Source organism: Paenarthrobacter sp. TA1.8, assembly GCF_048595705.1.
Lineage (GTDB): Bacteria > Actinomycetota > Actinomycetes > Actinomycetales > Micrococcaceae > Arthrobacter > Arthrobacter nitroguajacolicus.
In genome coordinates this window covers 1,456,060-1,470,136 of record NZ_CP184287.1, presented here as the reverse complement: position 1 = coordinate 1,470,136, position 14,077 = coordinate 1,456,060, and the positions used below count along the sequence as shown (strand labels likewise).

General features: G+C 63.0%; 11 protein-coding genes and 1 tRNA gene. 2 read left to right on the top strand and 10 right to left on the bottom strand.

Features of this window, described 5'->3' with window-relative positions:
* Positions 1 to 12: 12 nt before the first annotated feature.
* From ACNAOT_RS07000 to ACNAOT_RS06975, 6 genes are all read right to left on the bottom strand, one after another.
* Positions 13 to 2,745, bottom strand: coding sequence for a LuxR C-terminal-related transcriptional regulator (locus ACNAOT_RS07000; RefSeq protein ID WP_420180536.1), 2,733 nt, complete (start codon positions 2,743 to 2,745; stop codon positions 13 to 15).
* Between the two features lie 130 nt (positions 2,746 to 2,875).
* On the bottom strand, positions 2,876 to 3,460 hold the full coding sequence (pth, locus tag ACNAOT_RS06995; RefSeq protein WP_091466181.1) for an aminoacyl-tRNA hydrolase: 585 nt from the start codon (positions 3,458 to 3,460) through the stop codon (positions 2,876 to 2,878).
* Positions 3,461 to 3,579: 119 nt separating this feature from the next.
* Positions 3,580 to 4,155 (bottom strand): 50S ribosomal protein L25/general stress protein Ctc, encoded by a 576-nt coding sequence (locus tag ACNAOT_RS06990; RefSeq protein WP_091466180.1) that lies wholly within the window; start codon positions 4,153 to 4,155, stop codon positions 3,580 to 3,582.
* Positions 4,156 to 4,474: 319 nt separating this feature from the next.
* Positions 4,475 to 5,455: a ribose-phosphate diphosphokinase gene (locus ACNAOT_RS06985; protein ID WP_011774071.1), complete on the bottom strand. Its 981-nt coding sequence runs from the start codon at positions 5,453 to 5,455 to the stop codon at positions 4,475 to 4,477.
* Complete coding sequence (gene glmU, locus ACNAOT_RS06980) at positions 5,452 to 6,951, bottom strand: bifunctional UDP-N-acetylglucosamine diphosphorylase/glucosamine-1-phosphate N-acetyltransferase GlmU (protein ID WP_420180534.1); 1,500 nt, start codon at positions 6,949 to 6,951, stop codon at positions 5,452 to 5,454. The genes ACNAOT_RS06985 and glmU overlap by 4 nt, the downstream gene beginning before the upstream one ends.
* A gap of 123 nt (positions 6,952 to 7,074) precedes the next feature.
* Positions 7,075 to 7,146: transfer RNA gene (locus tag ACNAOT_RS06975), tRNA-Gln, on the bottom strand.
* A 288-nt stretch (positions 7,147 to 7,434) separates the two neighbouring features.
* On the opposite strand from ACNAOT_RS06975, the gene ACNAOT_RS06970 reads away from it, so the two are divergent.
* Both ACNAOT_RS06970 and ACNAOT_RS06965 read left to right on the top strand, forming a co-directional pair.
* Entirely contained in the window at positions 7,435 to 8,034 is a 600-nt protein-coding gene (locus ACNAOT_RS06970) for a TetR/AcrR family transcriptional regulator (protein WP_420181135.1), read from the top strand.
* A 259-nt stretch (positions 8,035 to 8,293) separates the two neighbouring features.
* Positions 8,294 to 8,701 carry a VOC family protein gene (locus ACNAOT_RS06965; RefSeq protein ID WP_420180533.1) on the top strand — a complete coding sequence of 136 codons (408 nt, stop codon included), beginning with the start codon at positions 8,294 to 8,296 and terminating at the stop codon, positions 8,699 to 8,701.
* A gap of 308 nt (positions 8,702 to 9,009) precedes the next feature.
* Here the strand turns inward: ACNAOT_RS06965 and ACNAOT_RS06960 are convergent, their stop codons facing one another.
* From ACNAOT_RS06960 to ACNAOT_RS06945, 4 genes are read right to left on the bottom strand one after another with little or no spacing between them, the layout of a single operon-like run.
* Positions 9,010 to 10,842 carry an ABC-F family ATP-binding cassette domain-containing protein gene (locus ACNAOT_RS06960; protein ID WP_364308313.1) on the bottom strand — a complete coding sequence of 611 codons (1,833 nt, stop codon included), beginning with the start codon at positions 10,840 to 10,842 and terminating at the stop codon, positions 9,010 to 9,012.
* A gap of 35 nt (positions 10,843 to 10,877) precedes the next feature.
* Entirely contained in the window at positions 10,878 to 11,870 is a 993-nt protein-coding gene (locus tag ACNAOT_RS06955) for a 4-(cytidine 5'-diphospho)-2-C-methyl-D-erythritol kinase (protein WP_420180532.1), read from the bottom strand.
* Positions 11,867 to 12,748, bottom strand: coding sequence for a 16S rRNA (adenine(1518)-N(6)/adenine(1519)-N(6))-dimethyltransferase RsmA (gene rsmA / locus ACNAOT_RS06950; RefSeq protein WP_091466175.1), 882 nt, complete (start codon positions 12,746 to 12,748; stop codon positions 11,867 to 11,869). The genes ACNAOT_RS06955 and rsmA overlap by 4 nt, the downstream gene beginning before the upstream one ends.
* A 26-nt stretch (positions 12,749 to 12,774) precedes the next feature.
* Positions 12,775 to 13,944, bottom strand: coding sequence for a transglycosylase family protein (locus ACNAOT_RS06945; protein ID WP_420180531.1), 1,170 nt, complete (start codon positions 13,942 to 13,944; stop codon positions 12,775 to 12,777).
* Positions 13,945 to 14,077 lie beyond the last annotated feature (133 nt).

The following is a 14,077-nucleotide window of genomic DNA, read 5'->3' as shown; positions in this document are numbered from 1 at the left end:
TCGCCGCTAGCCTCACAGCAGTCCATTGAGCTCGCCCCGAGACGATACGCCGAGCTTGGTGAACACCTGGTACAGATGACCTTCTACAGTTCGCACAGACACCCCAATATCCATCGCGATTTCACGGTTGCTGACACCCTTTCCCGCGAGTTTAGCAATCTGGCGTTCCCGTTCGGTTAACACCGGCGCGTCGCTGCGTGGCTGGATCGGCAATGCCGGGACCGAATGTTCCAGCCGTTCAAGCCTCAGCTGCGCCGTTCGGGCCGCTGTTGTTTCCCCGGCGTCCCTGGCGTAATCAAGTGCCATGGCCACGCACCGGGCTTCCACCACCAACAGGTCAAGGGATGCTGCAGCATCAGCGGCCGCCAGCAATGAGCGGGAGCTCTTGGTCAGGGCGCCACGCGCAAGATCGCCGGAAATCTTGGCCAAGGGCCCTTGGCGGCGGCCGGCAATATCCTCCAGCAACCGGTATTCCTCGTCTGTCCCTTCCACGGTGGCGCCAAAAAGGTAGATGCCGGCCGTGGTGAAGCGCTGCTGCTCGATGTCTGTACGCACCCGGGCCAGGAGCCGCTGCTTCACATCAGGGTCACCCATCCACCGCCCGGCCAGCTCCGCACAGAACTCAGCGACGGATTCGGAGAAATACGTCCCCACTCCCCTGCAGGTTCTGTAGAGGTCCAGGTACCGGCCTGCCTCCACGGAATTGCCCAGTTGAGCGTAGGCAAAAGCGGTGGCTGCATAGGCAACCTTGTTCATGTTCATGCTGGGCCGGAGCTCCAATTGCGCAACGGCCGAGCGCAGGGGTTCGATTGCGCTGGCAGGCTTGCCCGCATAAGCGAACGCAAGCCCAACGCCCAGTTCAGTGAGCGCACCCCGGTATTGAAGGCGTGAGGACCCTGAGGGTGTGCGGCGCATGAGTTCGATGCACTTCCGCCATTGGCCGGACAACAGCAGGACCAGGAACGCGTGCCTCGCGAAAGATTCCTCCAGCTGTGCGGGGCGGTCCGTGTCCCCCAAGTGCCGTGAAACGGTTCGCGCAAGCTGTTGTGCCTCCAACTCCCTGCCAAGCATGCAGCGGGCCTCGATCAGGAAGAAGGATGACTTGAGCCAATGTTCGCGGTCCTCCGAGGGATCTTTGGCCTGTTCCTCCTCCAAGGCGTCAATCATGGCGGCGTACTCACCCATGTAGGTTTGGTACTCGTAGCCGCAGAGCCGGAGTCGGTTGCGCGCCGCCGTCATTGCCTGTGCCGGGTAATCCCCGGCCTTGGCTTCGAGCGTCTCCACACCGGCGGCGATAACCCCCGGCACCATTGCTGACCGACCGTCGATCCACGTCATCGCCTGGCATTTTGCTGCGATGACTTCAGCGAACTCCAATGGCTCCAAAGCCTCGATGTGGGAGTCCGACACCTCATCCAATGCCTGGGCTGCGTGCAACGGCAGGTCCAGCAAGAGGTAGGCCGCAGCTTTGAGCCTCTGCCCGGGCACCCATTCGCTGTCCTTCGGGTCCAGTGACAGCGTGCACTGAATGGCGAAGTTGGGGTCATAGTCATCCAGCGCGGCCCGCCCGGCCGCAAGTGCATGCGCGGGTGAGGGCGCGGGCTCGTCCTCGGAGGCATGCATCCACGCCGCATAGCTGAGGAGGTCCTGCGGCGCCAAAGCTTGGAGTTCAGGCTCTTTGGGACCGTGCAGCATCAACCGCAGCTCACGCATGCGGCGGGTACTCAACCAGCCGCGCACTACCTCGCCCACGTACGGGTCCCGGAGCGAAACCCAGTGGTCGCCGTCCTTTTCAATGGTCAGCAGGGCTGACTCTTCCATCTCCACCAGAACTTCGGTGCCGAAGATGTCGGCCAGATCCAACAGTGTTGCGCGCTGCGCACAAGCCAGGATTTCGACGACGGTCCTGCTGGCTTGCGCTTCGCGCGCCAGTCTGGAGCGGACAAAGTCCTCCACAACCGTGGCGCCCTCAAGTTTGATTCGGTCACGGAGAGTCCAGACGGAGTCGTTGAGAACCAGGTTGCCAGTATGCCGTTGCTCCTCGAGAAGCGCATGCAGGAGCATGGGGTTACCACCCACGGCGGAGTGCAGTGAACCTACCAATGTTGAAGAGACATAATGCCCCAGGACCGAACCCAGGACCTGCTTGGTCTGTTCCTCGCTGAGGGTATTCAAATGCACCTCACCCAGCGTTCCTTCAAGGACCAGGCGATGGAAATCAGCTGGAAGGTCGCTGGCGCGTTGGACTGTGGCGATGACTTTCGCGGTGCCCGTAGCCATGAGGTTCAACAGAACGCCTGTGCTCATGGGATCCATGCCGCCGGCGTTGTCCACGATGAAGACAGTTTCGCGGCCCGCGGCTTCTGTCCTGATCAGGTTCGTGACCGCATGCAGGATGCCCGTAGGCGAGCCCACGGCACCCGAAGGCAACCGGGCCAGCAGGAAACCAAGGCATCCATAGGGGGTTTGGCCGCTTGCTACTGTGTTGCGCAGCTGGAGGCTGTGGACTTTGGGACCAAGAGAGGACACTACTGCCCTTGCCAGGCCTGACTTACCGATTCCCCGTTCCCCTGTTAGGACCACTCCGTAGGAGTCGGGCGATTCGAGGTGTTTGCCCGCCTTGGACAAATCGTGGCTCCGGGCCAACAGCGACCATGTTTGACGGTCTGTTGGGCCGCCCACAAGATCGGGAGCCGCAGCTCTCGCTGCGCCTCCCCCGCTCCTGTTTAGCAACTCCGCCGACATCCGCATCCTTAGCTACACATCCGCGACAGTCCCCCACCGCTTACTTGCGTAAGATGCACACTACCGCCGGGGGCCCACAGTTTGTAGGCCTTAAGGTCCTCGGGACCATCAGGCTTTCCTCAAGATTTGCTCAAGCTTTGGCAGGGTGGTGCTTCTGTTGCGCGGCGAGCAGGCCCTGGTCCATGAGCAGCTCCACTGCGTCAGCCGCTTCGTCCACGAGGAACGGCAGTTCCTTCTTCTCCGCGGTGGCGAAATCCCGGAGGACGTAGTCGGCTGTCTCCATGCGGCCCGGCGGTCGGCCCACCCCTACACGGACACGCAGGTAGTCCTTGGTGGCAAGTGCTTTGGAGATGTCCCGCAGACCGTTGTGCCCGCCCTCACCGCCGCCTATTTTTAGCTTGACTGTGTTAAAAGGGATGTCGATCTCGTCGTGGACGGCTATGACATGGTCCGGTGCGATGTCGAAGAAGTTGCACAGCCCTGATACGGGTCCGCCTGAGACGTTCATGTATGTCATGGGCTTCGCCAGCACCACGCGTGGACCTCCAATACCCAGCCGGCCCTCCACCACCTGGGCGCGAGCCTTGTGGACCTTGAACTTCCCACCCATGCGGGAAGCCAGTTCGTCCAGCACCATCTGGCCAACATTGTGCCGGTTGTTGCTGTACTCGCTGCCGGGGTTGCCGAGGCCGACAATCAGCCAGGTGTCAGTCATGGTCTCATCCTAGGGAGGGTTCGGTTGATCAGCAGGGATGGTGGGTGGCAAAGAAGAAGTGGCCGGGACCCCAAGGGTGCCCGGCCACTCAACGGCGTAAGCCTCAAGCAGTCAGAAGACTACTCAGCGGCAGCTTCCGTGCTCTCTTCTTCTTCAGCACCAGCGGCTTCAGCGATGCGGACCACCAAGGTGTCGCCTTCGGTGAGCAGGATGGAACCCTTCGGAAGGACCAGGTCGGAAGCGTGGATGCTCTCGCCGGCCTTGAGGCCGTCGATGTTGACCTCGACGGCGGTGGGAACGTGGGTTGCTTCAGCTTCGAGGGAAACCGTGGTGGCTTCGAGGCTGGCGACAGCACCCGGAGCAACTTCACCGGAAACGTGGATGGCGATGTCGACGGTAACCTTCTCGCCGGCCTTCACGGTCTGGAGGTCAACGTGCTCGATGATCTGCTTAACGGGATCGCGCTGGATGTCCTTGACGAGCGTAAGGTGCTGCTCGCCGTCGACGTCGATTGCAAGCAGGGCGTTGGAAACGCGAACTGCCAGCGTGGTGGCGCGGCCCGGCAGGTTGATGTGGATGGGCTCTGCGCCGTGACCGTAGATGACAGCCGGGATCTGGCCGGCCATGCGTGCACGGCGGGCGAAACCCTTGCCGAATTCGGTGCGCAGTTCTGCGGTGAGCTTCTGCTCAGACATGTGTACTCCTTGATTACTGTGGCACCCGGGAAGTCCGGGCTGGTCTATCAGCAAGGGCGGAGGTCTGGAGACCTTCTACGCCCGGCTGAGATCGGCCGCCGAGCAGCCGTTCCGCCTGTGTTGAAGGAGATGCAGACCCAGTCGATAACGGAGACCCGCAACCCTGGTCCACAAATGCGGACCGGATGTGCTCTCCCTCGCCAAGGTATCCCCAAGAGTTTAGCAGCGGTTCGCGCCCTTTCTGAAAACGGGCAATGAAAACGGGCCACCCGCACGCCCGAAGGCGGCGGATGGCCCGCTCAAATTCAGCAGTCCGGCGCTATGCTTTGCCGTCGAACAGGCTGGTGACCGAACCGTCGTCGAACACTTCACGAATGGCGCGGGCAATCAACGGTGCGATCGACAACACCGTCAGCGACGGGAAGCGCTTCTCTGCCGGGATGGGCAGCGTGTTGGTGACCACGACTTCGCGGGCACCGGAATCAGCGAGGCGCTGCGCGGCGGGATCTGAGAAGACCGCGTGCGTGCAGGCAATGATGACGTCCTTGGCGCCGGCGTTCTTCAGGACCTGAACGGCGCCGGAAATGGTTCCGCCAGTGTCGATCATGTCGTCGATGAGGACGCAGGTGCGGCCTTCAACCTGGCCAACAACAGTCTTGGAGACTGCCTGGTTGGGGACGGTGAGGTCGCGGCTCTTGTGAACGAACGCGAGCGGGGCACCGCCCAGGCGCTCAGCCCACTGCTCGGCTACCCGGACGCGGCCTGTGTCAGGCGAAACAACCGTGATGTTGTCCGCTTCCACCTTGGTGCGGATGTAATCGGCCAGCAGCGGGATGGCCATCAGGTGGTCCACAGGACCGTCGAAGAAGCCCTGGATCTGCGAGGTGTGCAGGTCAACGGACATGATGCGGTCCGCGCCGGCGGTCTTGTAAAGGTCGGCAACCAGTCGGGCGGAAATGGGCTCGCGGCCGCGGCCCTTCTTGTCCTGGCGGGAGTACGGGTAGAACGGGGAAACAACCGTGATCCTCTTGGCAGAGGCGCGCTTGAGCGAGTCAATCATGATCAACTGCTCCATGAGCCAGTTGTTCAGCGGAGCCGGGTGGGCCTGGATGACGAAGGCATCAGTGCCTCGCACGCTCTCGGCCGAACGGACGTAGATTTCCCCGTTGGCGAAGTCGTAGGCGTCGATGGGCAGGAGCTCGGTCTCCAGCTCCTTCGCGATTTCCTGCGCCAGCTCCGGATGCGCCCTTCCGGCGGCGAGAATCAGTTTCTTCTCGCCGTGTGCGGTAATTTCGCTCATGCCTGTTTGCCTTCTTCTATGGTTGCCGGGGATTGTGAAGATGTGGATGCGGACGCCGGCTCCTGCGCGGCTTCGGCCAGCTTCGCGGAGGCGGTGCCCGGCCGGTTGGCCGCTACCCAGCCTTCGGCGTTCCGCTGTGCGGCCAGGCTGAGCGCGAGGGCTCCCGGGGGAACATCCTTACGGATGACCGCACCGGCGCCACTGTAAGCGCCGTCGCCAACTGTCACAGGTGCCACGAAGACCGTGTTTGAACCTGTGCGGACGCCCGAGCCGATCACAGTGCGGTGCTTCTTCTCGCCGTCGTAGTTGGCCGTGATGTTGCCGCAACCGATGTTGGTGTCTTCGCCGATCTCAGCATCACCGGCGTAGCCCAGGTGGGACAGTTTGGAACCGCGGCCGATTGTCACGTTCTTGGTTTCGTAGAACGCGCCGATCTTGCCGGTCTCGCCCAGGACCGTGCCGGGGCGGAGGTACGTGAACGGTCCGACACTTGCCTTGGCGCCGATGGTGGAACCCGAACCGTGCGTACGGATCACCTTTGCGCCTTCGCCAACGCTGACGTCCGTCAAGGTTGTGTCAGGACCAACGACGGCGTCGCGCGCCACCGTGGTGGAACCGTGAAGTTGGGTGTTAGGCAGCAACCGGACGTCTTCATCAAGCGTGACGGTGGAATCGATCCAGGTGGTGGCGGGATCCACCACGGTCACGCCAGCACGCATCCAGGACTCGATGATGCGGCGGTTGTGCTCTGCACCAAGCGCGGACAACTGGATGCGGTCATTGGCACCTTCAACCTGCCAGCGGTCCTCAGTCACGACGGCGGCTACCCGGCCGCCTGCGTCACGGGCCAACCCGAGGACGTCGGTCAGATACATCTCGCCCTGGGCATTGTCCGTGGTGACCTTCGCAAGTGCGGTGCGCAAAACGGCGGCGTCGAAAGCGTAGATACCGGAGTTGACCTCGCGGATGGTGCGCTCGGTCTCGCTGGCATCCTTGTGCTCACGAATACCGGTGACGGTGCCATCTTCGGCGCGCAGGATCCGGCCGTAGCCGGTCGCGTCGGCCAGCACCGCGGTGAGGACCGTGACGGCGTTGCCCTCAGCCTCGTGCGTTGCCACAAGTTCACCGAGCAGTTGACCGGTCAGCAGCGGGACGTCGCCGTAAGTGACCACCACGGTGCCGGAAAGTTCGGCGTCGGCATCCAGAGCGTTGAGTGCCACTTCCACTGCGCGGCCAGTGCCGGGAACGTCGTCCTGGTCAACAATGAGTGCTTCCGGATCCAGCCCGGTAACGTGCTCTGCTACGCGGTCACGCTCGTGGCGGACAACCAGGGCCAGCTTCAACGGGTTGATGGCACGTGCGGCGAGGAGAGCGTGGCCCACCATGGAGCGACCGCCGATTTCGTGGAGGATCTTGGGAGTCCGCGACTTCATGCGCGTTCCGGCACCTGCGGCCAAAACGATCACCGCTGCGGGACCGGTGGTTTCGGGGCTCACGTACTGGCTCTCCTTGCTCGGTATGTCCCGGGTAACCCGGCTTCGGAATGCTGCCATCCAGCAATGGACCCAGGCACCGTGAGAGCCGCTACAGGTACAGAGAAGGAGAGCATTTTCCGACCGTTCCGCCCATAGGATTCGAACCTATACTCCACGGCTCCAAAGGCCGGGGTGCTGCCATTACACCAGAGCGGACCGTGCATGATTCATCCCCCGGATCTTGCGGCCCGGAGGGTTACCCGGATCACCGGGATGCACACACAAGAATCTAGTTTGCCATGACCAATGCATGCTTCGCGACTTGACCACCCCGAGGCCGCTCCGGGATTCACACTTCCGCTACCGGAGGACCCGCCCTGCGCCCGTTCCAGCAGTCACTTAGGGCATGATGGACACGTGAGCAACCGCACTGAACTCCCCCGGCCGGCGGCCGCCTCCGAGCCCGCAGAGCATGTCACCAGCGGCCCGGCAGTGCGTGTACGGATGACCGGACAGCAGCGGAAATCACAACTCGTCGGCATCGGTCGTGCCCTCTTCGCCGCCCGAGGACTGGATGGCACTACCATCGAGGAAATCGCTGCCGCCGCCGGAGTTTCCAAGCCCGTGATCTACGAACATTTCGGCTCCAAGGAAGGCCTGTACCGCCAAGTGGTGGACACCGAATTCCGGATCCTTCTGGACTCCATCACCGAGGCCCTCAGCACCGAAGCAAAGCCCCGCGTACTGGTTGAACGTGCTGCGTTGGCACTTCTTGGCTACATCGAAGACCGCACCGACGGCTTTCGGATCCTCGTGCGCGACGCCCCGCCTTCGCAGCCCGAGGGCGCCTTCTCCACGCTGCTCACCCACGTGACGGCCCGGGTGGAACACCTGCTCTCCGACGAATTCGCGCGGCGCGGATTCAGCGCCGCGGACGGAGCCATGTATGCGCAGATGCTCGTGGGAATGGTGGCCATGACAGGCCAGTGGTGGCTGGACAGCCGCACTCCCGACAAACGGGCTGTCGCCGCTCACCTGGTGAACCTGGCGTGGAACGGCCTGACGGGCCTCCAAAAGGAGCCTGAGCTCCGCTCCGAAGCGTAGAGTCCCTCCTTTGGTCACCTGCGCAGCACCGCCGCCCTTCGCCGTCGCTTAGACACAACGCATAGGTGACCCTCCGGTCGGGGGCGACCTCAGGCCACCGATGCGCCGCGATGCGCTCCTTCCCGAAGGCCGCCGGCGCCGCTAAAAGGTACGCTCTCTCACATCACACGCCCTTGAGCCCCACCTTCTCTCACCTCCCGGCGCCTCCCGGGCAACCCTCTCTCATTCCCACCTGCTTGGTACTTTGTAGGATGTGCTCATGACCGCACCGCAGATCTATGTGAGTTTCCCGGGAACGGCTCGTGACGCGCTTGGTTTCTACGCGGAGATCTTCGGCGGGGAGCTTTCCCTGTACACCTTCGAGGAATTCAATCGCACCGACGGCCCTTCTGATGCGATCGCCCACGGAGTCCTCCGCGGGGTGGTTTCATTGGGCGGATCCGACACTTCAAACGGCGAAAAGAGCATCCGCACCGAAGGAGTCATGCTCTCACTGCTGGGAGCAGCCGAACCAGCAGTCCTTCACGAATGGTTCAACAAGCTCGCCGACGGGGGCCGAATCGTGGACCCACTTGCGCCGAAACCATGGGGCGCATCAGACGGCCAGGTAGTGGACCGCCACGGCCTGCACTGGCTCATAGGCTACGAACAAGCGCAAAGACCCTAGGGACGCGAGAGACCATCCACCCCAAACCCTAGGGACGTGAGAGACGATCGACCCGAAACCCTTGGGATGTGAGAGACCATCCACCGCAAACCCGAGGAACGTGATAGAGGGTTGGTAATCGGCCGTCGGCGCAGCGGCAGGCATCCGGAAGCGTGCGTCAAAGCGACGAAGGAGCAGCACGCGGAGGATGCGTGCCGCTGGGACGTAGCTAGGCGACGGCGAGACAGCTCTGGCCGCCGCCCGCGACGTAAAGCGACGAAGTAGCAGCACGCTGAGGATGTTTGCGGCCGGCCGGCACCGGCCCACCCCTACTCGCCCAGGATTTCGGCGGCCTCGAGCCATTCAAGTTCCAGGCCCTCTTTCTCCTCGAGCAATTCCTGGAGCTTTGCGTTGAGCTCCCCCAGGGCATCGAAGTCACCGGATTCGGACTTGGCTGCCATCTGGGTGTGGAGCTTTTCTTCCTGCTGGGAGATCTTGCCGAGTTGGCGGTCGATCCTGTTGAGGTCCTTGCGGGCTTCGCGTTTTTCGGCTTCGCTGGCACCGGATGGAGCGGCAGCGCCCGAAGAGCCGCCACTTGCGGAAGTGGGAGCACCTGAGCCGCCGCCAACTGCGCCCGAGGCCAGTGCAGCTTCGCGCAATTCGAGGTACTGGTCCACACCTCCGGGCAGGCCACGGAGTTTGCCGTCGCCCAGGAGTGCCATTTGGTTGTCCGTGACGCGTTCCAGGAGGTAGCGGTCGTGGCTCACCACAACCAGGGTGCCGGGCCAGCCGTCCAGGACGTCCTCGACGGCGGCAAGGGTGTCGGTGTCGAGGTCGTTGGTGGGTTCGTCGAGCATCAGGACGTTGGGCTCCCCTACCAGCAGGCGCAGGAGCTGAAGTCGACGACGCTCACCGCCGGAGAGGTCGCTGACGGGTGTCCACTGCTTTTCCTTGGTGAACCCGAGCTGTTCCACGAGCTGTCCGGCGGTAAATTCCTTGCCGCCCACACTGAAGGACCGCTTTTCGCGTTCGATGACCTCAATGACGCGCAGGTCCGATACTTCATCGAGCTCTTTGACGTCCTGGGTCAGCACGGCAGTGACCACAGTCTTGCCACGCTTGACCTTGCCCGAGCTCGGCTGGATTTCGCCGTTCAGCAGCCTCAGGAGCGTGGACTTGCCTGCCCCGTTGACGCCCACCAGCCCAAGACGTTCGCCCGGCGCAAGCCGCAGGGTGATGTTGTCGAAGAGCTTCTGTCCGTCCTCGCCGTCGAGGAAGTCAAGGGTGACGTTCTCGAGGTCCAGCACGTCCTTGCCCAAGCGTGCGGTGGCCATTTTGCTGAGGGCCACGGAGTCGCGGGGATCGGGTACGTCGGCGATGAGGTCGTTGGCAGCTTCGATGCGGAACTTGGGCTTCGCGGTTCGGGCAGGTGCACCACGCCGAAGCCACGCCAGTTCCTTTTTGACGAGCTGCTGGCGTTTACCTTCGACGACGGCGGCCATACGGTCGCGCTCGGCGCGCGCCAAAACGTAGGCTGCGTACCCGCCGTCGAACATGTCCACCATGGCGTCGTGGACTTCCCAGGTGTAGTTGCAAACTTCGTCGAGGAACCAGCGGTCGTGGGTGACCACCAGGAAGGCGCCCTGGTTGGCGCGCCAACGTGTCTTGAGGTGCCGGGCCAGCCACGCCACGCCTTCGACGTCGAGGTGGTTGGTGGGTTCGTCCAGCATGATGACGTCGTGGTCTTCGATGAGGAGTTTGGCCAGCGCAACACGGCGCTTCTGGCCGCCGGATAGAGCATGGACGTTGGCGTGCCAGTCGACGTCGCCCACCAGTCCACCCATGACTTCGCGGATCTTGGCGTTGGCCGCCCATTCGTGGTCCGCACGGTCACCGACGATCGCAGCGCCTACTGTGAGGTCGCCGTCGAGCACGTCGCCTTGGTCCAGGTAGCCGACGTTGACGTCTCCGCGCTTGGTGACGCGGCCCGAGTCGGGCGTCGAACGCAAGGCGAGCAGGCGCATGAGTGTCGATTTACCGTCACCGTTGCGGCCCACCATGCCGATGCGGTCGCCATCCTCCAAACCGAGGGTGACGCCGTCGAGGACAGTGCGGGTCGCGAACGAAACGGTGAGGTTTTCGCCGCCAAGCAGGTGGGCCAATGGGTACTACTTTCTACTGCTGGAATGCGGAGGTACTACAGGAGGGTATCGGAGATGATCCGGGCGCCGGGCACGGGACCGTGAACGGCCAGGGCATTGTGTCCCCGATGGCCAAGCTCTTCAGCAAGGACCTTAGCTGAGACAGAATCCCTGGCAAGCAGGGCGATGGTGGGTCCCGAGCCGGACACCATGCCGGCAAGGGCACCGCGCGCTTCACCCAGTCCGATGGTGTCGCGAAGCTGGGGTGCGAGCGTAATGGAGGCCCGTTGGAGGTCGTTGATCAGCACGCGGCTGAGGGTTTCGGGGTCGCCGTTCCGCAGGGCTTGCAGGATGGTGGGGTCCACGTCAACGGGCTCGGGAATCTCCACGCCTTCTGAGTCCCGAAGCCCGTCCAGGGTTCGGAACACGTCAGGGGTGGACAGCCCGTAATCGGCAAAAACCAGCACCCAATCCATTTGCGCCTTGGCCAGCGCGGGCGAGAGTTTATCTCCCACGCCAAGCCCGACGGCGGTCCCTCCCAGGAGCGAGAACGGCACGTCTGCGCCCAACTCGGCTGCAAGGTGTGCCAGTTCCTCTCGTGAGAGGCCGCTGTTCCAGAGCGCATCGCAGGCCAGCAGCGTGGCGGCGGCGTCTGCAGAGCCACCGCCCATTCCACCAGCCACGGGGACACGCTTGGTGATTTCCAAGTGCACGCCGGTTGGTTTCTCGGACATTTCAGCCATGATGGCCGCAGCCTTGTAGGCGAGATTGCGCTCGTCCAGGGGGATGTCCACGCCGTCCAGGTCCAGTGTGCTGTCCGGGCTGATGCTGACAGTGATTCCTTCAGCCTCAGTACTTGTGGCCGCCACTTCCTCGTAGAGGGAGACGGCGAGGTATACGCTGGCCACCGAATGGTATCCGTCGGGCCGCAACGGTCCTACGCTCAGGGAGACGTTGATCTTGCCCGGGGCTTTGACGCGAACCGTGCGGGCATGAAAGCGATCCCCCACGAACGGGAGGCTGCTTGGCTTGCGGTTACCCGGGTTCATGCGTCCACGGGGTGGCGGGCTTCGGCGATCTTGACGTAGGCGTGGATGTCCAGGACCTCGCCGCGCGCTGTGGGGTCAACTCCGGCGGCCACGAGGCACCGCTCCGCTTCGGAGGCGCTCCCGGCCCACCCGGCGAGTGCCGCGCGCAGCGTTTTCCGCCGCTGCGCGAAGGCAGCATCAATGACGGCGAATACCTGTTCACGCGTGGCATGCGTTTCCGGGGGGTTATGCCGGGTGAAGGCAACCAGGCCTGAATGGATCTTCGGCGCAGGCCAGAAGACGTTCATCCCGATGACACCGGCCTTGCGCATATGCCCATACCAGGCCGCCTTGACCGACGGGACACCGTAGATCTTGGAACCCGGCGTGGCGGCCAGGCGATCCGCAACCTCATCCTGAACCATGACCAAGCCATGCTGGAGGCTGGGGAAATGTTGCAGCAGATGAAGCACCACCGGAACGGCCACGTTGTAGGGCAGGTTGGCCACCAATGCGGTGGGCGGCAAAGGCAGTTCGGTGACCTTCATGGCGTCCGACAACACCAGGTGGAAGTTGTCCTCCGCACCGGGCCGCCAAGCGCGCACAGTCGCCGGCAGCTTTTCCGCCAACACGGGGTCGATTTCGACGGCGACCACGGCCTTGGCCGCGTCCAGCAAACCGAGTGTCAAGGAGCCAAGCCCAGGGCCTACCTCCAGCACGGTTTCATCGTCGCCAATATTTGCTGCGGCCACAATCCTGCGGATGGTGTTGCCGTCGATCACAAAGTTCTGCCCCAGGGTTTTCGTGGGGCGTACACCGATCTCCTCGGCGAGCCGTCGGATATCTGTGGCGCCCATCAAGGGCGCGACGGCGGCGGGTTCGGAATTCGGTTCAGTCACCTAGGTATCGTATCGCCTGTGCGGGGTCAGGCTGCGTGGGCGCAGCCCCAGTCGCTGAGGCCGTTCTTGGCGTAGAGGCGGTTGGCGATGTCAATCTGCTGAGCCTTGGTGGCAAGGCTGGCGTTGGGAGCGTAGGCTCCACCACCGTTGGCAAGCCAGGTGGGGCTGGAGAACTGCAGGCCACCGTAGTAGCCGTTGCCGGTGTTGATTGACCAGTTTCCGCCCGATTCACACTGGGCGATCCTGTCCCACATGGCTTCGTTCGGCGCGCCGGTGGGGCCGCTGGCTGCGGGTGCTGCAGTTGCGGCTGCTGCCTGCGGGGCAGGGGTGGGAACGGGGCGGGCCTTGGTGCCGACGCTGATCTTTTCGGTCACCGGCTCGGTGGCTACGTTGCTGGAGACCAGGGTGCGGGACGCTTCGCGGCCGTCCACGAGGACCAGCTTGAACGTCTTGACCAGGGACCCTGCCACGCCTTCCTGGGTCACTTTCTCTTCGCCTTTGAAGAGTTCAGCACTGTCACTCTTCACGCTTTCGAACGGTACTTCTTCGGTGGCTTCGGCGGTCTTGCTGGTGTCCACCCGGGAGACCTTAATCACCATGTCCTGGACGATGGGCGCATTGCCCGGCTGGGAGATGCGGTCGTTGGCACCGAGGGTGATTCCGGTGTCCTTGAGCACGGTGGCGACGTCGTCCGCCGTCGTGGTGGTGCTGGTGTCCTTGCCGTCAGCTACCACGCTGATGGTCTTGGGAGTGGAGATGGACACGAAGGAGCCGGTGACTTCCAAGGACGCTTCTTTGGGCTGGGAGATTTCGGAGGAGCTTGCTACACCGAGTTCGCTCACCAGGCCTGCAACGTCAGGGGCAGTGGTGTTCACGGTCTTCCGGGCGCCATCCAGTTCAATGGACACGGCCTTGGCCAGGTTGACGTTCACTACGGATCCGTTTTCGACCCGCGCGTCAAGAGCAGGGGAAACGCGGTCTGCGTCCTTCAACTCGACCTTGGCTGCTTTGACCACTTGGTCAACAGTGCCGCCGAAGGTCTGGATGGAGCTCACTTTGCCGTCCACGTTGAGGGTGACGGTCTTGTTGTTGCCGACGAAGGCGACGACACCAACCACCAGCGCTGCAACCACCAGCAGCTGGGTACCTACCTTGAGGAAACTGAACTTGCCATCCGTTGTGAAGAACTTGATCACGATCGCCCATTACTCTCAGACCATCCGGGCACGGGGAAAAGCGCAAAAGTAATGCCGACCGCAAAAACGGAGGGCCAGGCAGTACGCTTGGTCCTACACTTGCTGCCGGCATCTGCGCCGCCAAAAACATTCA